General features: G+C 64.2%; 21 protein-coding genes. 14 read left to right on the top strand and 7 right to left on the bottom strand.

From position 1 onward, the window contains the following. The first annotated feature begins 52 nt into the window (after positions 1-52). Together ABIG06_RS23385 and ABIG06_RS23380 are read left to right on the top strand one after the other, a co-directional pair. Positions 53-1,783, top strand: a complete 1,731-nt coding sequence (locus tag ABIG06_RS23385; protein WP_370138762.1) for a protein kinase domain-containing protein — start codon at positions 53-55, stop codon at positions 1,781-1,783. A 225-nt stretch (positions 1,784-2,008) separates the two neighbouring features. Continuing rightward, positions 2,009-3,049 (top strand): acyltransferase family protein, encoded by a 1,041-nt coding sequence (locus tag ABIG06_RS23380; protein ID WP_370138761.1) that lies wholly within the window; start codon positions 2,009-2,011, stop codon positions 3,047-3,049. A gap of 81 nt (positions 3,050-3,130) precedes the next feature. Here ABIG06_RS23380 and ABIG06_RS23375 read toward each other — a convergent pair whose 3' ends face one another. Then, on the bottom strand, positions 3,131-4,048 hold the full coding sequence (locus tag ABIG06_RS23375) for an intradiol ring-cleavage dioxygenase (protein WP_124159502.1): 918 nt from the start codon (positions 4,046-4,048) through the stop codon (positions 3,131-3,133). Between the two features lie 163 nt (positions 4,049-4,211). Between ABIG06_RS23375 and ABIG06_RS23370 the strand changes: the two genes are divergently transcribed. Continuing rightward, positions 4,212-5,486 carry a serine hydrolase domain-containing protein gene (locus ABIG06_RS23370; protein ID WP_370138760.1) on the top strand — a complete coding sequence of 425 codons (1,275 nt, stop codon included), beginning with the start codon at positions 4,212-4,214 and terminating at the stop codon, positions 5,484-5,486. Between the two features lie 52 nt (positions 5,487-5,538). Here ABIG06_RS23370 and ABIG06_RS23365 read toward each other — a convergent pair whose 3' ends face one another. From ABIG06_RS23365 to ABIG06_RS23355, 3 genes are all read right to left on the bottom strand, one after another. Next, a complete protein-coding gene (locus tag ABIG06_RS23365) occupies positions 5,539-6,858 on the bottom strand; it encodes a TRAP transporter large permease (RefSeq protein ID WP_370138759.1) in 1,320 nt (439 codons plus the stop codon). Then, positions 6,855-7,370, bottom strand: a complete 516-nt coding sequence (locus tag ABIG06_RS23360) for a TRAP transporter small permease (RefSeq protein ID WP_370138758.1) — start codon at positions 7,368-7,370, stop codon at positions 6,855-6,857. Before ABIG06_RS23360 ends, ABIG06_RS23365 begins: the two co-directional genes overlap by 4 nt. Positions 7,371-7,452: 82 nt before the next feature. Beyond that, positions 7,453-8,451, bottom strand: coding sequence for a TRAP transporter substrate-binding protein (locus ABIG06_RS23355; protein ID WP_370138757.1), 999 nt, complete (start codon positions 8,449-8,451; stop codon positions 7,453-7,455). Between the two features lie 379 nt (positions 8,452-8,830). On the opposite strand from ABIG06_RS23355, the gene ABIG06_RS23350 reads away from it, so the two are divergent. The 7 genes from ABIG06_RS23350 (at position 8,831) to ABIG06_RS23320 (ending at position 15,200) form a co-directional block, all read left to right on the top strand. Further along, entirely contained in the window at positions 8,831-10,279 is a 1,449-nt protein-coding gene (locus tag ABIG06_RS23350) for a sensor histidine kinase (protein WP_370140893.1), read from the top strand. Positions 10,280-10,458: 179 nt separating this feature from the next. After that, positions 10,459-11,280: a FadR/GntR family transcriptional regulator gene (locus ABIG06_RS23345; RefSeq protein WP_370138756.1), complete on the top strand. Its 822-nt coding sequence runs from the start codon at positions 10,459-10,461 to the stop codon at positions 11,278-11,280. 151 nt (positions 11,281-11,431) lie between these two features. After that, positions 11,432-12,253 carry an ABC transporter permease gene (locus tag ABIG06_RS23340; RefSeq protein WP_124159508.1) on the top strand — a complete coding sequence of 274 codons (822 nt, stop codon included), beginning with the start codon at positions 11,432-11,434 and terminating at the stop codon, positions 12,251-12,253. Next, positions 12,250-13,056, top strand: coding sequence for an ABC transporter permease (locus tag ABIG06_RS23335; protein WP_370138755.1), 807 nt, complete (start codon positions 12,250-12,252; stop codon positions 13,054-13,056). The genes ABIG06_RS23340 and ABIG06_RS23335 overlap by 4 nt, the downstream gene beginning before the upstream one ends. Further along, positions 13,053-13,811: an ABC transporter ATP-binding protein gene (locus tag ABIG06_RS23330; RefSeq protein WP_124159510.1), complete on the top strand. Its 759-nt coding sequence runs from the start codon at positions 13,053-13,055 to the stop codon at positions 13,809-13,811. The genes ABIG06_RS23335 and ABIG06_RS23330 overlap by 4 nt, the downstream gene beginning before the upstream one ends. A 41-nt stretch (positions 13,812-13,852) precedes the next feature. Beyond that, positions 13,853-14,140 carry a hypothetical protein gene (locus tag ABIG06_RS23325; protein ID WP_370138754.1) on the top strand — a complete coding sequence of 96 codons (288 nt, stop codon included), beginning with the start codon at positions 13,853-13,855 and terminating at the stop codon, positions 14,138-14,140. Between the two features lie 4 nt (positions 14,141-14,144). Next, positions 14,145-15,200: an ABC transporter substrate-binding protein gene (locus tag ABIG06_RS23320; RefSeq protein WP_370138753.1), complete on the top strand. Its 1,056-nt coding sequence runs from the start codon at positions 14,145-14,147 to the stop codon at positions 15,198-15,200. 114 nt (positions 15,201-15,314) lie between these two features. Here ABIG06_RS23320 and ABIG06_RS23315 read toward each other — a convergent pair whose 3' ends face one another. Both ABIG06_RS23315 and ABIG06_RS23310 read right to left on the bottom strand, forming a co-directional pair. Further along, positions 15,315-16,046 carry a cytochrome c biogenesis CcdA family protein gene (locus ABIG06_RS23315; RefSeq protein ID WP_124159513.1) on the bottom strand — a complete coding sequence of 244 codons (732 nt, stop codon included), beginning with the start codon at positions 16,044-16,046 and terminating at the stop codon, positions 15,315-15,317. A gap of 203 nt (positions 16,047-16,249) precedes the next feature. Beyond that, the gene (locus tag ABIG06_RS23310) at positions 16,250-16,516 is read right to left on the bottom strand and encodes a hypothetical protein (RefSeq protein WP_124159514.1); all 267 of its coding nucleotides are present in this window, start codon (positions 16,514-16,516) and stop codon (positions 16,250-16,252) included. Positions 16,517-16,997: 481 nt separating this feature from the next. Between ABIG06_RS23310 and ABIG06_RS23305 the strand changes: the two genes are divergently transcribed. The 4 genes from ABIG06_RS23305 to ABIG06_RS23290 all read left to right on the top strand — a co-directional run bounded on the left by ABIG06_RS23305 (position 16,998) and on the right by ABIG06_RS23290 (position 19,931). After that, complete coding sequence (locus tag ABIG06_RS23305; protein WP_124159516.1) at positions 16,998-18,047, top strand: LysR family transcriptional regulator; 1,050 nt, start codon at positions 16,998-17,000, stop codon at positions 18,045-18,047. Between the two features lie 29 nt (positions 18,048-18,076). Further along, positions 18,077-18,448, top strand: a complete 372-nt coding sequence (locus ABIG06_RS23300; protein WP_020608151.1) for a helix-turn-helix domain-containing protein — start codon at positions 18,077-18,079, stop codon at positions 18,446-18,448. A gap of 275 nt (positions 18,449-18,723) precedes the next feature. Further along, positions 18,724-19,545, top strand: a complete 822-nt coding sequence (locus ABIG06_RS23295; protein WP_124159518.1) for an enoyl-CoA hydratase — start codon at positions 18,724-18,726, stop codon at positions 19,543-19,545. Positions 19,546-19,649: 104 nt separating this feature from the next. Beyond that, on the top strand, positions 19,650-19,931 hold the full coding sequence (locus ABIG06_RS23290; protein WP_370138752.1) for a hypothetical protein: 282 nt from the start codon (positions 19,650-19,652) through the stop codon (positions 19,929-19,931). Between the two features lie 34 nt (positions 19,932-19,965). On the opposite strand, the gene ABIG06_RS23285 is transcribed toward ABIG06_RS23290, so the two are convergent. Further along, positions 19,966-21,045: an isocitrate/isopropylmalate dehydrogenase family protein gene (locus ABIG06_RS23285; RefSeq protein WP_124159520.1), complete on the bottom strand. Its 1,080-nt coding sequence runs from the start codon at positions 21,043-21,045 to the stop codon at positions 19,966-19,968. Positions 21,046-21,152 lie beyond the last annotated feature (107 nt).

Here is a 21,152-nt window from a genome sequence, read left to right as displayed (position 1 = left end):
ACAGGGGAGCCTCGCCCGAGCACGGTGAGACTCCCCTTTGCCGGTGGCGACGATGACCCGCGGACTCCAGATTTCGGTCGGCCAGCATTCCGACAAGGGCCGCAAGCCCATCAACCAGGACTTTCACGGCGTCCTGATTCCGGAAGAGCCGCTGCTCAGCCTGAAGGGCATTGCGGCCGTCCTCGCCGACGGCATCTCCTCCAGCACGGTGAGCCAGATCGCCAGCGAGTCGGCGGTCAAGAGCTTCCTGATGGACTATTACTGCACGTCGGAATCCTGGACGGTGAAGACCTCCGCCCGCCGCGTGCTGGACGCGACCAATTCCTGGCTGCATGCGCAGACGCGCAAGAGCCAATATGCCTACGACCGCGACAAGGGCTACGTCTGCACCCTCAGCGCCATGGTCATCAAGGCGACCACCGCGCACATCTTTCATGTCGGCGACTGCCGCGTCTACCGCGTCGCCGGCAAGACGCTCGAGCAGCTCACCGGCGATCACCGCATCATCGTGTCGTCCGAGCAGACCTATCTCGGCCGTGCGCTCGGCATCAATCCGCAGCTCGAGATCGATTATCAGGCGTTCGAGGTCGAGGCCGGCGACACCTTTCTGCTGGCGACCGACGGCGCTTACGAATTCGTCGAGGCACGCTTCGTCACGAGCGCGGTGAACGAGCATGCGGGCGATCTCGACGCGGCAGCGAAGGCCGTCGTCGAGGAAGCCTACCGGCGCGGCAGCGACGACAACATCACCGTCCAGATCCTGCGCATCGACGCGGTGCCTCAGCGCGAGCCGGCCGGTATCTTCAATCAGACCGCACAATTGCCGCTTCCGCCGCTGCCTGAGCCGCGTGCGATCTTCGACGGCTATCGGATCGTCCGCGAGATTCACGGCAGCAGCCGCAGCCACATCTATCTTGCCGTCGACGTGGAGACCGGGGAACCGGTCGCGCTCAAGCTGCCGTCGGTCGACTTGCGCGACAATGCCGCGTACCTGAAGCGCTTTTTAATGGAGGAGTGGATCGCGCGACGCATCGACAGCCCGCACGTGCTGAAGCCGCGGTCACAGTCGAGGCGGCGCAGCTACCTCTACGTCGCGACCGAATTCGTCGAGGGGCAGACCCTGAAGCAGTGGATGATCGACAATCCGCGCCCCGATCTCGAAACCGTCCGCGGGCTGGTCGAGCAGATCGCGGCGGGCCTGCGCGCCTTCCACCGCATGGAGATGCTGCATCAGGACCTCAGGCCCGACAACATCCTGATCGACAAGACCGGCACGGCCAAGATCATCGATTTCGGATCGGTCAGGGTCGCCGGCGTGGCCGAGGCCGCGCCTCGCGAGGAGGCCGACGAAATCCTGGGAACGGTCCAGTATACGGCGCCGGAATATTTTCTTGGACAGGGCGGCTCACCGCGCTCCGACATGTTTTCGCTGGCAGTGATCTGCTACCAGATGCTGACGGGAAAGCTTCCCTATGGCACCCAAATCGCCAGGATCCGGCGCAAGGCGGACGTGCGCAGGCTCCAGTATCGTCCGACGGACGACGACCGCAATGTGCCGGCCTGGGTCGATGGCGCGCTCAGGCGCGCGCTCCATCCCGATCCCTACAAGCGGCACGAGGACCTGTCCGAATTCGTCCACGAGCTTCGCACGCCCAACCCGGCCTATCTCGACACGCGAATGACGCCGCTCTTGGAGCGCAACCCGCTGATGTTCTGGAAGGTGACGTCGGCGGCGCTCGCCTGCGCGGTCATCGGGCTGCTGGCGCTGCTGCACGCGCGCTAGAGCGCGTGCTCATGAGGCGCAGGCGTGAGCTTCTGGCGGCTAAACGGACATGCGGCTGGTCGGCGCACAGTCGCTTCTTACTCCGAGCGATCATGGGCAAGGTGCCGTTCCGCCCCAGCCCACTTCACACATCCTAGCGTAGAGTTTCTTAGCTACACGCAACCATTTATTAGTATCCTTGCCTGCAGATAGAACTCAACTTGTAATTGATGTTGCAGGGGCGTTTTGCGCGTCTTCGCGGGTGTAGAGGCAATGCGCGGCGTTGCTGCGCTGTCGGTGGTCTGCGGACACGCGGTCAGCGCGCGACCCGACATGGTCGGCCCGGGTGTTGCCGAAGGCGTCCTCACTCTTCTTGCAAGCGGCGTCGACATCTTCTTTGTCATTTCCGGCTTCATCATCGCAACCACGGCGGCGGCGCACCGCGACGCGTTGAGCTTCGTCTTCAGACGAGCGGTTCGAATTTATCCGGTCTACTGGCTTGTGTTGCTGGCGGCGTTCGCCAGCTCGTCCTGGATCGATCTGTCGCCGGAGAAACGTCCGCCGCTCGACCTTGGCCTCATCTTCGCGTGGACATATCCGAACTGGTACCTTGGCCCGGCTTGGTCGATTGCTTTCGAATTGCATTTCTATGCGGCAGTTGCGGCCATCCTCGCCATCGCGCCGAACCGGTTGTTCGAACTGCTGTTCGCGGGGCTCGGCATGGTCGTTATTGCCCTCGTATTCCGCCTGCAGCTTGGCATCTATTCCCATCCGCTGGTCCTGGAATTCGGCGCTGGCGCCGGCATCGCCTATCTCCACAGGAACGATCGATTGCTCTTTTCGCGCCATGCTCTGGCAACTTCAGCCGGCCTGTTCGCTGTCGGATGGTACTGGATATTCGTGTCCGGATCGGCCGACCCGCAATTCGCGCGCGTGCCAACCTATGGCCTCGCTGCGGGATTGCTCATCCATGCCGTGGTGTCCGCCGAGATCGAAGGGCGGCCCTTTTCGCCGATCCTGCAATGGTTCGGCAAGATTTCGTACTCGCTGTATATCGTCCACTACCTGGTGATAAAATGGATGATCAACTTTACCGAGGTGTGGCTGTTATCGACGACCGCGACAATCGTCGCCTGCATTCTGCTCTCCATCGGCCTCGCCTGGGTCTTGCACATCATCATTGAGGCGCCGCTCATCAGATGGGGCCGCGGGTGGAGCACCGACCAACAGACCTCGGATGCCCAGAGACGAGAGGGGGCCGTGCATATTCCAGTACGGGTCGACTAAGCACTCCGCGCCGGTTCACGCGAGCGGCGATTGCCGTTCTTGGCTGCCAGCTTGTTATCACCCGCCGCCGGCGGGGAGCCGTCACGCCGGCTCCGCCGCCTTCACCCCCAGCGGCTTCGGCGCCATGCCGCCGCCGGGCTTGAGGTGGAATTCGTAGGACATCAGATGCCACTGCCCGTTCGCTTTGGTGCCGTCGGGCATCTCAGCATCGCTGCGCGGCTCGACCTTGGCAACGAGGTCGTCCTTGACGCCGAACACGACGTCGGAATCCAGATACTTGTCGCCGCCGATGAAGACGTGGGTGATCAGCGGCTCATAACCCTTCGCATTGACCAGAAAGTGCACATGCGCCGGGCGCATCGGGTGACGACCCGTCTGCACGATCATCTCGCCGACGGGACCGTCGGTCGGGATCGGATAGCTGCACGGCAGGATGGTGCGGAAGAAGAAGCGGCCGTCATCATCGGTGATGAAGCGCGCCCGCGCCGAGGCGCCGACCTCGTCATAATTCGGCTTCTGGGAATCGTAGAAGCCGTCATCGTCGGCATGCCAGACGTCGACGGGAACGCCGGCGAGCGGCTTGCCGTTAAGGTCGGTGACGCGGCTCTGCACGAACATCCGTTCGCCCGTCTGATTGTTCGGCGAGATGTCGGTGCCGTGCGCGGTCACCTTGTGCTCGCCGACATAGAACGGACCGAGCACCGTGGTCTGTGTGGCGCCCTCGCGGTCGCGGTGGTTGACGGCGTCGACCAGCATGGAGACGCCGAGCACGTCGGACAACAGGATGAACTCCTGGCGCGTGTCGGTGCATTTCTGCCCGGTCCGGGTCAGGAAATCGATGGCGTATTCCCATTCCTCGAAGGTCAGGCCGGTCTTGCTCACGTAATCGTGCAGCGACTTCACCAATTCCTGCAGCAGGAATTTTGCCCGCGTATCAGGCGTCCGGTCGAAGCTCCGAACGACGGCTTCGGTGAGTTCGGTCTCGTTGAACTGCGTCATGATGCGTTGCCCTCGCGTTTTTCTCGTTGGCCCGGGCGGGCTCCCTGGAGGCGTTCCGAGACCGAGCCTACACCAGTCGCCCCAGCCGCGTTAAGCGCAACCGACTTGGAATGGGGCCGCCATTTCGGTATCAACTTTCCGACAAAACGCCCCGGAGGAACTGATGCTCGCCCCCACCCCCGCCTCGCCCGAATCCGTCGGCATGTCCAAGGCCGCGCTTGACCGCGTCGACGCGCATCTGAAGAACCGGTACATCGATGCCGGCCGCTTCCCGGGGACCCAGCTTCTCGTCTACCGCCGCGGCAAGATCGCTCACAGCTTGGTGCAGGGCTTTGCCGACGTCGAGCGCAAGGCGCCGGTCAAGGACGACACCATCTACCGCATCTATTCCATGACCAAGCCGCTCACCAGCGTCGCCTTCATGATGCTGGTCGAGGAAGGCCTCGTCGCGATCGACGAGCCCGTCGCCAAGTACATTCCGGAATGGAAAGATCTCGGCGTCTTCGTCGCCGGCACCTACCCGGCTTTCCTGACCCGGCCGCCGTCGCGGCCGATGCTGATCGTCGACCTGCTGCGCCACACCTCTGGCCTGACCTACGGCTTCCAGCAGCGCTCCAATGTCGATGCCGCCTATCGCAGCGAGAAGATCGGCGAGGTCGAGAAGTCCGGCACGCTGCAGACCATGATCGAGGGCCTCGCAAAGATCCCGCTGGAATTCTCGCCGGGCGAAGCCTGGAACTACTCGGTCGCGACCGACGTGATCGGCTATCTCGTCGGCAAGATCTCGGGGATGCCTTTCGAGCAGTTTCTCAAGCAGCGGATTCTCGATCCGCTCGGCATGACCGACACCGATTTCCACGTGCCGGCCTCGAAGGCGCATCGCTTCGCCGCCTGCTACTCCGCGGACCCCGGCGGCGGCATGACCTTTCATGCCGGCCAGCGCCGCGAGGGGCTGACGCTTCAGGACGATCCGGCGACGAGCTCGTTCCTCTCACCGCCCTCCTTCATCTCCGGAGGCGGCGGCCTCTGCTCGACGGTCGCCGATTATCTCACCTTCTGTCGCGCCCTGCTCAATGGTGGTGAGCTCGGCGGCGTCAGGCTGATCGGGCCGAAGACGCTGTCGCTGATGACGACGAACCACATCCCGGGCGGACGTGCACTGCCGGAGGTGTCGCGCTCGCTGTTCTCCGAGGCCACCTATAACGGCATCGGCTTCGGCCTCGGCTTCGCCCTCACCATGCGCCCGGCCGAGACGCTGATCGCCGGCAGCCCAGGCGAGTACAATTGGGGCGGCGCGGCCACGACCTCGTTCTGGATCGATCCGGCCGAGGAGCTGATCACGATCTTCATGACGCAGGTGCTGCCGTCGAGCGCCTATCCGATCCGCCGCGAGCTGCGCAGCATGGTCTACGCAGCGATCACCGAAAGCAATCTGTAACCGGTCAAATCGATCCCGCAGCCGTTGGCTGCGGGATTCCGCTCTCAGCTGCTCACTTCAGCATCTCCGGCACGATCAGACGCGGCAGGAACAGCGACACGCTGGGCCAGACGATGACCGCCGCCAGCACGAGCAGCATCGGGATCAGCATGATCACCGTGTCCTTCAGGGCATAGCGCAGCCGAACACCCGCGATCGAACACGCGATCATCAGACACAATCCATAGGGTGGCGTCACCAACCCGAAGGCCAGCGACACGATGGAGATGATCGCGAACTGGACAGGATGGAGATCGACCGACTTGGCGAGCGGCTCCAGCACGGTGCCGACGATGATGATGGCCGGGATGGCGTCGAGGAAGCAGCCCACCACGAGAAAGCAGAAGGAGATGAAGAAGCCGGCAGTGACAGCCCCCATGCCCCAGGTCGAGACGTTGGCCAGCAGCTCCTGGGGGATCTTGTAATAGGCGAGCAGCCAGCCGAAAGCGCTGGCGGTGCCGACGCAAAACAGCGCCACGCCGGCAAGACGTCCGGTGTCGAGCAAGGCCTTGTACAATTCGCGTAGACCTGTCTCGCGATAGAAGAACATCGATAGCACGATGGAGTAGAGCACCGCGACGCAGGCGGACTCGGTTGCCGTAAACCAGCCGAGCAGAATGCCGCCAACGATGATGAACGGCGTCATCATGGCCGGTATCGACCGCCAAATGGCGTACCGCATCTCGGCCCAGGTCGCCTTCGGATAGGTCGGGTAGCCGCGACGCACCGCATAGACGTGCACCGTCGCCACCTGCGCACCCGCGATCAGCAAGCCCGGCACAATCCCCGCCAGATACATCGCTGCAATCGAGGTCGAAATCAACCCGCCCCAGACGATCATGAGGATCGACGGTGGGATGACGACTGCGAGAACCGCGGACACTGCCGTGATGGCGATGGAGAAGGAGAGATCGTAACCCTCCTTGGTCTGCGCATCGATGAAGATCTTCGACTGGCTGGCCGCATCCGCGGTGGAAGAGCCCGAGATGCCCGCAAAGAACACCGAGAGCACGACGTTGATCTGCGCCAGCGATCCCGGCCAGTGCCCGACCATCGAGCGCGACAGCGCCACCAGACGGTCGGTGATGCCGCCGATGCTCATCAGGTTCGCCGTCAAGAGGAAGAACGGCACCGCGAGCAGGATGAAGGAATTGTAGGCGTTGAAGGTTTCCTGCGCGAGTGTCATCAGCGACAGGCGCGGCTCGATCAGCAGAATCGGCACGCAGGCAAGGCCGAGCGCGAAGGCAACCGGCACGCGCACGATGAGCAGGCCGATGAAGCCTCCGAACAGCACCATCGCGGCCTGTCCGGCAGAAAGTACTGTGCCGCTCATCTCTGTGCCCCGACCAGAACGCGTATTTCATCGATGATCTGTTCACCCGCAAAGACGATCCACGTCAGGCCGGCCACGGGCCAGGCAACATGGATCAGCCAGAGCGGCAGATCGGCCAATTCCGACGTTCTGTTCCAGGCAAAACGGGTGAACTCGATGCCGGCGGTTACGAACACCAGCGCCAGCGCCAGCACGCCGAGCCGTGCGAGAATCCGCACCGCGGCCTCCGACCGCCGCGACAGGTCGGGCCACACGTCCACCTCGAAATGCTGCGCCTCCCTCACACCGACCATGGCCCCGATCATGATCGTCCAGATGAACAGGAATCGCGCCATCTCCTCGGTCCAAATGTAGGAGGGAATGAACGGCGTGTAGCGCGAGACGATCTGCAACGTGACGGGGATGACCAGGATGCCGACGCAGGCGGCGAGCAGTAATTCCAGCAATTTCGCGTAGGCCGCGGTGAGGCGACGCCACAGCGACGGCGTGGACGGGACGTGCATGTCGGACATTGGAGCTCCGTACGGCGCTGATCCGCCGCGTCCGGGCAGGAAGCGGGGCCTGCCCGGACTGTCGTCGGCGGACAGAGCGACCTCAGACGACGTTGATCTTCTCGTAAATGCCTTCCGCGCCGATCTCCTTGGCGTAGGTGGCCATCACGGGATCGGCGAGCTTCTTCATGGCGTCCCGCTCTTCGAACGGAACGCGCTTGAGCTTGCCGGCCTTCTCGAGCGTGTCGAGCTTGACGACCTCTTCGCTCGACTCCAACTGGCGGCCGTAGTCGCCGGCCTCCTTGCCCGCCTTCATGATCGCGTCCTGCAGATCCTTCGGCAACGTCTTCAGCGTCTTCACCGAGAAGCAGATCGGCCGGATCGATACGGCGTGCTGGGTCAGGTTGAGATGCGGGGCCACTTCGTAGAACTTCATCGCCTCGACGCCGGCGGCCTCGTTCTCGCCGGCCGAGATCACGCCGTTCTGGATCGCGTTGTAGATTTCGTTGTAGGCGATCACGGTCGGGCTCATGCCGACGGCCGCAAAGGTCTTCGACCAGATCGGCGCGCCCTGCACGCGGACCTTGAGCCCCTTGAGATCGGCGAGGTTCTTGAGCGGCTTGTTGGCGAAGATGTTGCGGATGCCCCCGCCGGCATAACCGATCAGAACGACCTCGGCCTTGGCCGCGACCTCGTCGGCGATCGGCGCCAGGATGTTGGCTTCGACGACCTTGTTCATGTGCTCGATGCCCTTGAACACGAAAGGCGCATCGATGAACGGGGCCGCCTTGGCGAAGGTCGACATGTGAGCCGGCGAGACGATGCCGTAATCGACCGCCTTGCCCTGCGACATGTACTCGAAATACTGCTTCTCGAGGCCGAGCGAGGAGTTCTTGTGCAGGGTGAAGTTGACCGGCTTGCCGTAGTACTTCTTCACCAGCTCCTCGAACCGGATCAGCGCCCGGTTGAAGGCATGGTCGTCATTGAACTGGACTGCGCCGTTCAGCGTGATCGGAGCTTGCGCCCTGAGGATCGACGGCATGCCAAGCGTGCCCGCCGCAGTGGTTGCACCGATACCAGCGAGAAATGACCTTCGCCTCATCGTCTCCCCTCCCTTTGATGCTCCAGCCCTGTCGCCGGGCCGTGAGCGCAGCCGCTCTGCGGCTTGCGAGAGGCAAGCGTATGAAAAACCGCAGCGCGACGGAAGTCCTTTCGCATGCGCTGGCGGTGCTCTTCGTCGCGGGGCTACTCCCTCACGACCTGCTGCACTGCAACTTGCGCTCCTGGCGGCGCGTGGCAATCCGAAAGGCGGCCTGCGTCCGGCCATCGCGAGGCCGTCGCGAAAATCGTGGCGCAGCACAACTCGCGACCGTATGGTCTGCGCAAAACCATAGTCCGGCGCCGTTGCGCTGGAACCGGGACGCCCACGCTTGTCAAAGCTCACACTGCCGGTCCGGCTCGCCCTCCTGGTCGCGGGAACGATGTTGCCGCTGATCGTCTTTGCGGTCGGCCTTGCCTATTCCAACTATCGCCAGGATCGCAGCGAGGCGACGCGCCGGGTGCTGGAAACGGTGCGAAGCATGCGCCTCGTGCTCGACTCCGAGGTGCAGCGGATGACGGGCGGCTTGCAGGTGCTCGCGCTCAGCAATTCCTTGCAGAGCCGTGATTTCGAGGGCTTCCGCCGGCTGGCTGCCGAGTTCACGAGCCAGTATGGCGTCGACAGCGTCCTGCTGTTGGCCGACAGATCCGGCCATCAGCTGTTTTCGACAGCCACGACGCAAACAGCGGACTTGCCCCCGCGCAACAACCGCGAGATCGTCGAGCGCATATTTGCGAGCAAGGCGCCGCAATATTCCGACCTGTTCGTCGGTTCGACCAAGAAACGGCCGATCGTGACCGTGGAGGTTCCTGTGCTGCGCAATGGCGAGGTCGCCTATGCGCTCTCCTTCAGTCCGCCGATCGCGCTGTTCCAGAAACTGGTCGAGCAGCAGCGGCCAAACGATCAATGGACGGTGTCGCTGCTGGACACCAAGGCTCGCGTGTTCGCGCGCACACCCAACCCCGCCGAGACGTTCGGCAAGCAGGCCTCCGGGGCACTCTACGATGAGATGTCCCGGTCGCCGGAGGCCGCACTTTCGACCGTTTCGCTCGACGGCGTCGCGCTGTCCTCCGCCTTCACCAGATCGCAGCTGACCGGCTGGACGGTCGTGGCCGGCGTCTCCGAGAACTCGCTGATCGCGCCGCTCTGGCGCGACATCGCGATAACAAGCCTGATCGGCGGCATCCTGCTGCTGGTTGGCCTCACCTTTGCCGTCAGGATGGCCACCACGATCGCGCGCGGCGAGATGCTGCACAATCTCCTGATCGAGGAGCTCAACCATCGCGTCAAGAACACGCTCGCCCTGATGCAGGCGATCGCGGTGCAGACCTTCCGCAGCGCCAGCCGGGACGAGCGGACCAAGTTCGAGGGCCGGCTCGGCGCGCTGGCCGAGGCGCATAACCTGTTGAGCCAGGAGAAGTGGGCGGGCTCGGAGCTCCGGGACGTGATCGTCCGCGCGCTCCAGCCTTTCCTGCTGAGCAATTCCGACCGCATCCGCATGGCCGGCCCGGCCGTGCCGCTGTCGCCGCGGCTCGCCGTGGTGCTGTCGATGATCGTGCACGAGATCGCCACCAACGCCGCGAAATACGGTGCGCTGTCCAACGAGACCGGCCGGGTGACGCTGGACTGGGAAGTCATCGCTGATGCGCCGAAGCCGCGACTGCGGCTGATCTGGACCGAGACCGGCGGGCCACCGGTAACGGCACCGATACAACGCGGCTTCGGCTCGCGCCTGATCGAGCGTAGCGCACGCGACCAGCTCGATGGTGAGGCAACCGTCGACTTCCTGCCGCGTGGCGTGGTCTGCACGGTGATATGCACGCTGGACTAGCCGTGATGCAGGCGTCACCAGGACGCATATCGCAACGCAGCACAGTCATGCTGCGACAATTGCGCTTGCCCGTACCCAATCATCCGATGTTAAACATCGGATGATTGTGAAGCTGCCGTGCGTCGCAGCCAACGACAAAATGAACCGGCCGCGACAGGCCGGACGGGAGAAACGTACGAGTGGCAGGAGCGCGCCCGAGCCCCGTCGACAAACTGATCAAGCCCGGCCGCATTCGCGCCGTGCTGACGACGCTGGGCCGCGAGATCGCCCAGGATCTCATTCCCGTCGGAACGACCCTGCCGCCAGAGCCGGAGCTCGAAACCCGCTTCGGCGTCGGGCGCGGCGTGGTGCGCGAGGCCATCAAGACTCTAGCCGCGAAAGGCCTCGTCAGCGTGCGGCCGCGCCACGGCACGCACGTGCTGCCGCGCCACGAATGGAGCCTGCTCGACCGCGACGTGCTGAGCTGGCTGGTCGGCCAGGACGAGCCGGATCGCGACCTTCTACTGGCGATCCAGGAGGTGCGCTCGATCATCGAACCTGCAGCCGCAGCTCTCGCCGCCGAACGCGCCACCAGGAACGACCGCTGGCGGATCGACACGGCCCTGGCCGCGATGCAGACCGCAAAGGACCAGGCCAGCGCCCTCGCAGCCGACAAGGCATTCCATCTCGCCATCCTGGACGCGACCCACAACCCGGTCCTCCAGGGCTTTCGCGGCGCGATCGACACCATCCTGAGCACCGTCTTCACCGTCGCCGTCGTCAGCCCCGGCGGCTGGTTCAGGGATAATCTGCCGAACCACGTGGCGGCGGCGCGAGCCATCGAGAGCGGCGACCCGGAGAAGGCGCGCGCCGCGATGGAGCGGCTGCTGGGCTACACCCGATTGAAGCTTTCGAAACGGAAGACGGCCATCGCCGCGGCCAGCCGTAAAACGGACGGATCGGCCATGCGCTCGCCCAGGAAGCCGAGCCGCAAGAGCAAGAGGAAACGCCATGGACCGTGACACGAAAGGCTCGGCACAGATCCCAGCTCCGCCCGCGATCGCGAGAGGCGCCACTGACGGAGATATGCGATTGCACGAGACGTGGTTACGATACCGGGAATGATCAGCGTGAAATGCCGACACAGGCATGGCTGAGCGTCAGGGAGGTCAAATGCAGGTGACGGGCAGTCTGAAGGGCCGATCGTCGCGGCTGATCCGCAGCGTCAATTCGCTGGCGGGCGCTGCGATGTTCGTCGCGCCGCTGCTTGCGCTGGTCGCGATCTGGGCGATCGTCGTCCCGCTGTTCAACGTCAATCCGCGCGTGTTTCCCCCGGTCGCTGCGGTCGGCGCGGCCGCGCTGGACTCGATCCGCGACGGCACGTTGTTTGCCCATGTCGGCGCCAGCCTCTTGCGTGTCGGCCTGGGCACACTGATCGGGATCGCCGCCGCCGTGCCGCTCGGCATCGCCATGGGCGTCAGCCCGACGGTCGCGGCCTTCCTGACGCCGCTGTTCCGCTTCTTCTCGGTGCTCGCCGGCATTGCCTGGATCCCGATCGCGACGCTGTGGTTCGGCTACGGTTTTGGCGCGATCGTCTTCGTGATCTTCAACGCCGTGTTCTTCGTCGTCGCCTACAACACCCTGCTCGGCGTCAGGACCATCCCGCACACGCTGCGCAACGCTGCCGCCTCGCTCGGCGCCGGCCGCTGGGCGCTGCTCACCGAAGTGCTGCTGCCGGGCGCGCTCCCCAACATCGTCACCGGCATTCGGACCGGCCTTGGCTTCGCCTGGCGCGGGTTGATCGCCGCCGAGATGATCGCGACCAATGTCGGGCTCGGCTATATGCTGTTCGTCGCGCGCGACTTCTACCGCACCGAGGTGATCGTGTTCGGCATGATCGTGATCGGCGTGCTCTGGCTTCTGATCGACCGCCTGCTGCTGGTCCCGCTGGAACGCGCGACCATCGAGCGGTGGGGCATGGTGAGGCGCGCATGAATCTGATGCTGCAAATCTGGGCCGGCTACGCTCGCATGACCCGCCGCTGGCCGGGGATCTCCGCCATCATTCCTTTCATCCCGGTGCTGGCGCTGTGGACGGCGGTCAGCGAGTCCGGATTGTTTCCTCGCGCGTTCTTTCCGGGCCCGGGCGATGTGACGCGCGCGTTCTTCACGCTCACTTACAAGGGCATCCTGCCCGATTATCTCCAGGACAGCCTGATCCGGCTCGCGACCGGCGCCGCCGTCGGCATGGCGCTCGGCATTCCCTTGGGCATCCTGATCGGCACCAGCCGCTGGGCGCACCGCATCTGCTGGCCGGTGCTGCTGTTCTTCCAGGCCATCGGCGACATCGCCTGGCTGCCGATCCTCTTGATCTGGTTCGGCTTCGGATTGACGACGATGACCTTCGTCATCGTCTACACCGTGCTGTTCCCGGTCGTGCTCAACACCGTGCTCGGCGTCGAATCCGTGCCGCGGGACCTCGCGCGCGCCGCCTTGAGCCTCGGCGCCTCTCGCGCACGCGTGCTGTGGGAGGTGACGCTGCCGGGCGCGCTGCCCAACATCATCACCGGCCTGCGCAACGGGCTCGGCTATGGCTGGCGCGCGCTGATCGCGGTCGAGATGATCGTCGGCACGTCGGGCATCGGATTCATGATGTTCGACGCCCGCCGCGCCGGTTCGACCGTCGAGATCATCCTCGGCATGATCATCCTGGGATTGCTCTGGTACATCGTGGACGCCTGGATCCTCGCGCCGATCGAGCGCGCGACCGGCCAGCGTTGGGGATTGGTGACATCATGAAGACGCTCTCGCTGCGCAATCTCGGCAAGACCTATTTCGATCCCTATGCGGGCGCGCACGTCACCGCCGTCCACGACGTCTCGCTCGACGTCGAACCCGGCGAATTCATCTCGGTGGTCGGCCCCTCCGGCTGCGGCAAGACGACGATCCTGAACATGATCGCCGGCTTCATCCCCTATTCGAAGGGCGACATCCTGCTCGACGGCAAGCCGGTGCACGGGCCCGGCCCCGAACGCGGCGTCGTGTTCCAGTCCTTCGCACTGTTTCCCTGGAAGACGGTGCTCGACAATGTCGGCTTCGGCCCGAAGATGCGCGGCGTGCCGAAAGCCGAGCGCGACCGCATCGCGCGCGAATATCTGGCGCTTGCCGGGCTCTCGCACGCGGCGCACCGCTATCCCAACGAGCTCTCCGGCGGCATGCAGCAGCGCGTCGGCGTGGTGCGCGCGCTCGCCAACAACCCCGACGTCCTCTTGATGGACGAGCCGTTCGCCAGCGTCGACGCGCAGACGCGCATGACGCTCCAGGAGGAACTGACCCGCATCTGGCAGGAGCGCAAGCCGACGGTGATCTTCATCACCCACGACGTGCCGGAAGCGGTGTTTCTCGCCAACCGCGTCGTCGTGCTGTCGAAGGGACGCGTGCTCGACGAGATCGCGGTCGACCTGCCGCGGCCCCGGGTCTGGGACGACCTCGTCAAGGACGACCGCTTCAAGCAGCTCTCGGCGCGCGTGCTGCAGATGGTGCGCGCGGCATGAGCATCGCGTCCGAAGCCTTGCGATCATCCAAGGTGCGAATCGTGCTCGGCGCGATCGCCGCATGGGCGCTGTTTCAGCTCTGGCTGACGATCGCGGCGCCGTCAAAGATTTCGCCGGAGCTCAAGGGCACATCGGAGAGGGTGAACGTGCAGGTCGAGCTGCCGTTCATGCCGGAGCGCTTCCACGTGCTCGCGTTCCAGCAATATGGACGCGTCTCGGGCACGGACGAGCATTCCATCGAACTTCGCGGTGTCAAAAGAACGGACCTCAACGCCGTGGCCCGACCTTACTGGGTCACGGCGGTGGGGCCGATAAAAGAGGGAGGCTGAGGACATGAAACGACTGTTGCTGCTTGCGATCGCGCTTTTGGCCGGCATGGTGCCGGCGAGCGCCCAGACCTTGACGAAAGTGAAAGCCGGCATGGTCACCGGCATCGACCAGATCGGCTTGCCGATCGCGCTCGAGCGCGGCTTCTTCGAGAAGCACGGGCTCGACGTCGCGATCGCGCGCCCCTACGCGACCGGCGTCGACGCGCTGAACGCGCTGCAGGCCGGCGAGAGCGAGATCGTGCAGGTCGGCGTGCCCATGATCGGCGCCGTGCTGCGCGGCATGGATCTCGTCGCGCTCGGCAATTACAGCGGCAACGCCACCAAGGCCGGCTCCGACGCAACCATGGCAATCATCGCGCGCGAAGGTTCGGGCATCGTCAAGGGCGACCTGTCGACGCTGAAAGGCAAGAAGATCGCGGCGTCCTTCGGCACGATCAACCATCTCTACATCCTGGCGACGCTGGAGAAGGCCGGCCTGAAGCCCGACGACGTGACATTGGTCAACACGCCGCCGCCGGACATGACCGTCGCCCTGCTCGCCAAAGGCATCGATGCATTCTCGGGCTGGGATCCCTGGCCGATCGTCGCCGGCAAGGATGTGCCGGGTGCGGTCGAGATCATCCGCGGCGGCGACGTGATTTCGTACATCGGCTTCAACGTCGCGCTTCGCCCCTGGGTGCAGGCCAATGGCGAGACCATCGAGAAATTCCTTGCAGCAGTCTCCGAGGCCGACCAATGGATGCGCAAGAACCCGAAACAGGCGGCGCAAGTCGCCACGCGCTGGATTCCGGGCCTGAAGCAGGAGGTCGCGGAAGCCGCGATGCAGTTCAACATCCAGCAGGCCGACCGCCGGCTGTCGGCGAACAATTACCGCGCGCTGTGGAGCGCCGAGGACCGGCTCTCCCGGCTCGGCATCCTGAAATCGACCTTCGACGTCAATGCGCATATCGAGCCGAAGCACATTCTCAAGGTCATGAAGGATCGTCCCGAGCTGTTCGCCGACCTGCCGCCGATCCCGGAGACGGCGGCGATCACACCGGGCTATGTGTTCAAGCCCTGAGCCGGCGGCACACATCGAGATCGGCGCGCTCAATGCGCCGGTCTCGCCACGCATTGGATTATTGTTCGAGCGCGGCCTTTCGGAGAACCGCAGCACGGTTCTCCGAAGCGCGCCCTAACCGATCGTCTGCAGCGCCGGAAACGTCTCGAGCAGCCAGATGCTCACATTCGAGACCGCACCGGTGAGAAAGCCGATGCCGGTGATCACCATCAAGACTCCCATGGCGCGCTCGACATTGACGAGGTGGCCCTTCATGCGCGCGAACAGCGCTGAGAACTGTTCGATCATCAGGGCCGCGAGCAGGAAGGGAATACCCAGCCCCAGGGAATAGACCGCGAGCAGGCCGGCGCCCTTCGTCACCGTGGCTTCCGCCGCGGCGATCGAGAGGATCGCGGCGAGGATCGGGCCGATACAGGGCGTCCAGCCGAAGGCGAAAGCAAGGCCCATGATATAGGCACCCCAGAGGCCGACCGGTTTGGGGATCGGCAGCCGTCCCTCGCGCATCAAGAGGCCGATGCGCGTCAGGCCGAGGAAGTGCAGGCCCATGATGATAATGACGATGCCGGCGAGAATCGACAGCTCCGCCGACCAGGCACGGATCAGCCCGCCGACCAGCGAAGCGCTGGCGCCGAGCGCCACGAACACCGTGGAAAAGCCGAGCACGAACAGAAGCGCCGACATCATGATCGCGCGCTTGGAGGTCGCGACCGGCTCGTCGCTCTCGACATGCTCGATCGTGGCGCCCGTCAGGTAAACCAGATAGGGCGGAACCAGAGGCAGAACGCAAGGCGAGAGGAAGCTGACGAGGCCGGCAATCATCGCCGCCGGGATCGAAACATTTTGCATGACGCAGTCGGAGCCATCTCAGGTGCCGGCGCGGCACGCGGGGATGCGCGCGGCCCGGAGCACCGGCTCTGGTGTAGCGGATGCCGGAGAATGCGCAACCGAGGCGCACGAAAACCAGGGCCCCTCCCGATGCCGTCCGTGATCACAGATCCGGCATCGGGACGCGCACAAACCTCGCCAAAAAGCGAGATTCGGCGGCGCGGCTACTTCACCACGCGGAGCAGCGGACGCCGGGGCTGGTCCTGCGTCTGCTTGGAAGGGGTCGTCGGCTCGCTCATGGCGTTCCGCAACATTTCGTCGCACAGCGCCTTGAGATCGGCGCTGTCAATTCCTTTCAGTTTCATCCGCACGTCGAGAATGACGATGGACAGCATTTCGGCCGACTCGCGGCTGTTGCACTCATGGAGAGCCCTGCGGCACTCCTCGAGTGTTTCCAGCACCGACTGCAACTGTTCGTCTGAATACGACACTGGCGTTCTTTCCGTTAACTCGGCCTGCGAGACGTGTTTGTGGCGCCCCCTTTGGCCCGCATGAGAGACCAAAGATAGCACGAGGCTACTGCGCCTCCGAACCTGATTTCACTGTGTTTCTGCGGTGGGACCGCGGTTCCGGTCACAATCGATCTGCAGCACCATTGGCCATCACCGAACTGGTCCGGGAGCAAACGCCTTGCGCGGTGCGATCGATCCATCGCGGGAGATGGCATCTGCCTTCCCGCAAGAATTTCCATCGCAGACAGCGCCGGCAATCCCGCAGCCATTTCACGGCTCGCAACGGAACTCACGCCCCACCCCTCAGCCGGGCGATAGTCCGCCCGATCCCAACCCAAGACAGCACTCCAATACCGCCCACAAGTTGATAAGGATGACGTTCAAAACTCGTCATTCCCCAACCCGTCGTGGTTGTGGTTTGCGTCAGATTCTGCCACTTTAGCGACCTAAAGGAAATTGTATGCACTCCTTGGCGGCAAGGGGCGTTCCTCTGGCGGAACGCCCAAAGACAAATCTCAGCGGCCTCTCGGATTGGGATACGGCCCGCATATTCCTGGAAGTCGTCCGATGCGGAAGTTTCCGCTCGGCGGCCGAACGCTTGTCGCTGTCGATCAACGCCGTGCGCCGGCGGATCGACGATTTCGAACGCCAGACCGGCACCACCCTGTTCACCCGCGACGTCCACGGCACCCATTTGACCGATGAGGGCGCCCTGGTGGTCTCCGCCGTCGAGCGCATGGAGGCAGCCACGTTCGACGTGCTGCGCGCCAGCGATTCGATGGCCAATGCCCTGTCCGGCGAAGTCCGTGTTGCCGTCACCGAAGGGCTGGGCACGTTCTGGCTGGCCCCGCGCCTGGTCGAATTCCAGCAGGCCTATCCGAAGATCCTGGTGGACCTGCATTGCGCGATGCGCTCGGCCGACGTCTCGCGCCACGAGGCCGACGTCGCCATTCATCTGTCGCGTCCGTCGGCACTCGACATCAAGCTGGTGCGGCTCGGCCGCATGCATCTGATGTTCTGGGCCTCCGAGAAATACATCGAAAAGCATGGCGCGCCGCGCTCGGCGGCGGAGTTGATCAAGCATCGCCTGGTGCTGCAATTCGCCGACCAGCTCGCCGCCAAGGAATCTTTCGAGAGCTTCTTCCCGGGCGTTTCGGAACGCGACCTTCTGGTCATGAAGACCAACGTCTCAAGCGCCAACTACTGGGCCGTCGCGAATGGCGCCGGCATAGGCGTATTCCCGAGCTATGCCATTGCGCTTGGCGGGAAGCTAGTTCCACTGGAAGTCGAGCTGAACCGATCGCTGGATATCTGGCTGTCCTACCATCCCGGTAGCGGCCGTATTCCCCGCGTGCGGCACATGATTGACTGGCTGATCGAGGCTTTCAATCCGGCTCGCTTCCCGTGGTTTAAGGAAGAGTTCGTGCACCCGCATGAATTCAAGGACTCATACATGGGCGAACCCCTGACCCAGCTCTTCGGGGGATTTTCAACCGAAGAACAAAGGTGAAGAGAGAGATGAAAGCAGCGGCGAAAAGAATGAAGCAGCGCAGTGCGGGCAAGCCGGACATTGAGCTTGGCAAGCGGATCCGCCTGCGGCGTGTCGAGATGAAGATCTCGCAGGCGGAGCTCGGCGAGAAGCTGGGTGTCAGCTTTCAGCAAGTCCAGAAATATGAGAAGGGCGTCAATCGCGTCGGCGCGGCTCGGCTTCAGCAGATCGCCTCCGCCCTCGATGTGCCAGTGACCTTCTTCTACGATGGCGACAACAAGGCTCGCGAAGTCGAGAGCCTGCTCTTCCTCGACTCCGCCTTCAGCCTGCGCTTGCTGCGCGCCTACAGCAAGATCAAGGACCAGACGGTGCAGCGTCAGCTCGTCTCGCTGATGGAATCGATCGCGGCGAACGAGAGCTGAGGTCGATCGGGATCTGGCCTTTACGGCCGATGTTCAATCCGCCGCGTCACGGGGCGCGGCCGGATTGAACGAGATCCGGCGAGATATGTTTCGCGCACCGCGCGGTCTGTTTTGCAGCGGCCTGGCCGCGCTTTGGCGGTTTGCCGCCATTCGTCGAACATGGCGCGCCATGCAATCACAGCACAGGCGGATGCAAGCTCGCCTCCCCTGCGCCGGTTGACCGCGGCGGCGGCTGCGCCGCACATTGCGCTCGGCCACCGACAAGCGAGCGCGCAATGTCCGACATTTTCAGCACGACCGGAACGCCTTACGCCGACGGCAAGATCCTCAAGCACTCGGCCGGCGGCGTCGGCGTGATCACCTTCAACAATCCCGACAAGCGCAACGCGATGTCCCTGGAGATGTGGGAGGGATTTGGCGAGGCGCTGACGGCCTTGCGCGACGACGACACCGTGCGCGTCGTGATCCTGCGCGGCGCCGGAGGCAAGGCGTTCGTCTCGGGCGCCGACATCGGCCAGTTCGAGAAGGCCAGGCACAACGCGGCGGCTTCCGAGGCGTACGCCGAGCGCAGCGCCGCCCAGCGTGCGCTGCTCGCCGACTATCCCAAGCCGACCATCGCCTGCATCGACGGCTATTGCCTCGGCGGCGGCATGCAGGTGGCGATGCTCGCCGACATCCGCCTGGCCGCGCACGGCAGCCAATTCGGCATTCCCGCAGCCAAACTCGGCATCGCCTACGGCTATGACGGCTTGCGGCATCTGGTGTCGCTGGTCGGCCCGTCCTGGGCGCGGCTTCTGATGTACACGGGCATGCGGATCGATTCCGCCGAGGCGCTACGCATCGGCCTCGTCGAGCGCCTGTTCCCGGAGGACGAGCTCTGGGGCGAGACCATGGCGATCGCCGAGACGATCTCGCAGAACGCCCCGCTCGCAATCAAGGCCGCCAAGATCACCATCGCGCAGGTGCTGAAGGACGAGAGCCGGCGCGACATGGAGGCGATCAAGGCGATCGGCAATGCCTGCATGGACTCGGAGGATTTCCGCGAGGGCCGGCAGGCCTTCATGGAGAAGCGCAAGCCGAAGTTCCGGGGTCGCTGAAGCTGAACCGGCGTTCAGGTAGATTAAATTCCTCGTGCAACCTTACGCAGCCGCAACCACTTGATGTCGCGAAAGTTCTCCCGCCACCAACGAGGGAGATTACGATGACACTGAAATTTGCTGTTCTTGGTCTTGCTGCCGTCGGCGGTGTGGCCCTCGCGTCGGGACCGGCCTTCGCGGCAATGCCAAACGGCATCCCGCAGGCGGACAAGATTGCAAGCGGTCCCGCGTCCGAAGTCGAGCAGGTGCGTTGGGTGTGTAACCCCTGGGGCCGCTGCTGGTGGCGCCCGAATTATTATCGCGCCTACGGCTATTACGGCGGTCCGCGCTTCTACGGCCCGCGTCCGTGGGGATGGCGCCATCACCATCACTGGCGCCGCTGGTGAACGACAAAGGGGCCCTCGGGCCCCTTTCCTTTGATTACAGCGCCGCGAGCACTGCCTTCGTGATATCCGCCGTGCCGTTACTGCCGCCGAATTCCATCGGCTTGATGCCGCCGGCATAGACCTGGTCCACCGCGCGCGCGATGGTCTCGCCCGCCTCGGCCGCGCTCTCGATGCCATGCTTGTCGGCGAGCCAGTCCAGCATCATCGCCGCAGACAGGATCATGCCGGTGGGATTGGCCTTGCCCTGCCCCATGATGTCGGGGGCGGTGCCGTGGCACGGCTGGAACACCGCGTATTTGTCGCCGATGTCGGCCGAGGGCGCCATGCCGAGTCCGCCGATCAGGCTGGCGGTGATGTCGGAGACGATGTCGCCGAACATGTTCTCCATCACCATCACGTCGAAATCCCAGGGACGCTTCACCAGCATCGCCGAGCAGGCATCAACATAGAGGCGGTCGGTCTTCACCTCTGGATGCTTCCTGGCGATCTCGTCGAAGATGCCGCGGAAGAAGGCAAACGCCTTGAACACGTTCGCCTTGTCGACGCAGGTGAGCATTCCCGGCTTGCCGCGCGCCCTGCGCCGTTCGGCCAGGCGAAACGAGAACTCGAACAGGCGCTCGGACGTCTTGCGGGTGATCACCATGGTCTCGCGCGCGTCCTCATGGGTGACGACGCCCTTGCCCATCGAGGCGAACAGGCCTTCGGTCGATTCCCGGATCACGACCAGATCGATGCCGCGCTGGTCGGCGCCGACGATCGGGCTCGGCACGCCCGGAATGAGCCGCGCCGGACGCACGCCGGCATAGAGATCGAAGATGAAGCGCAGCTCGATCTGCGGCGCGATCTCGGTGTTGTCGGGGTACCGCACCGACGGCAGGCCGCAGGCGCCGAGCAGGATCGCATCCGCCTCCTCGCAGAGCCTGATCGTCGAGTCAGGCATCGATTTGCCGGTCGCGAGATAATGGTTGGCGCCGGCCGGCGCCTCGGTGAAGCGGAAGCGCAGACCCGACTTTTCGCCGACCTTGCGCAGCACCTCGAGCGCCGGCGCCATGACCTCGGGACCGATGCCGTCACCGGCGAGCACGGCAATATGAAAGGCGTTGTTTGCGGACATGGGGTTCCTGTAGGGATGCGTCATCCCGGGGCGGCTCGAAGAGCCGAACCCGGGATCTCGAGATTCTCAGGTGCGCAATTGCGCAACGTAGGTCGGTCATTCGGACC

This window comes from Bradyrhizobium sp. USDA 326 (genome assembly GCF_049739485.1).
Lineage (GTDB): Bacteria > Pseudomonadota > Alphaproteobacteria > Rhizobiales > Xanthobacteraceae > Bradyrhizobium.
This window is presented reverse-complemented; position numbering and strand designations above follow the sequence as displayed.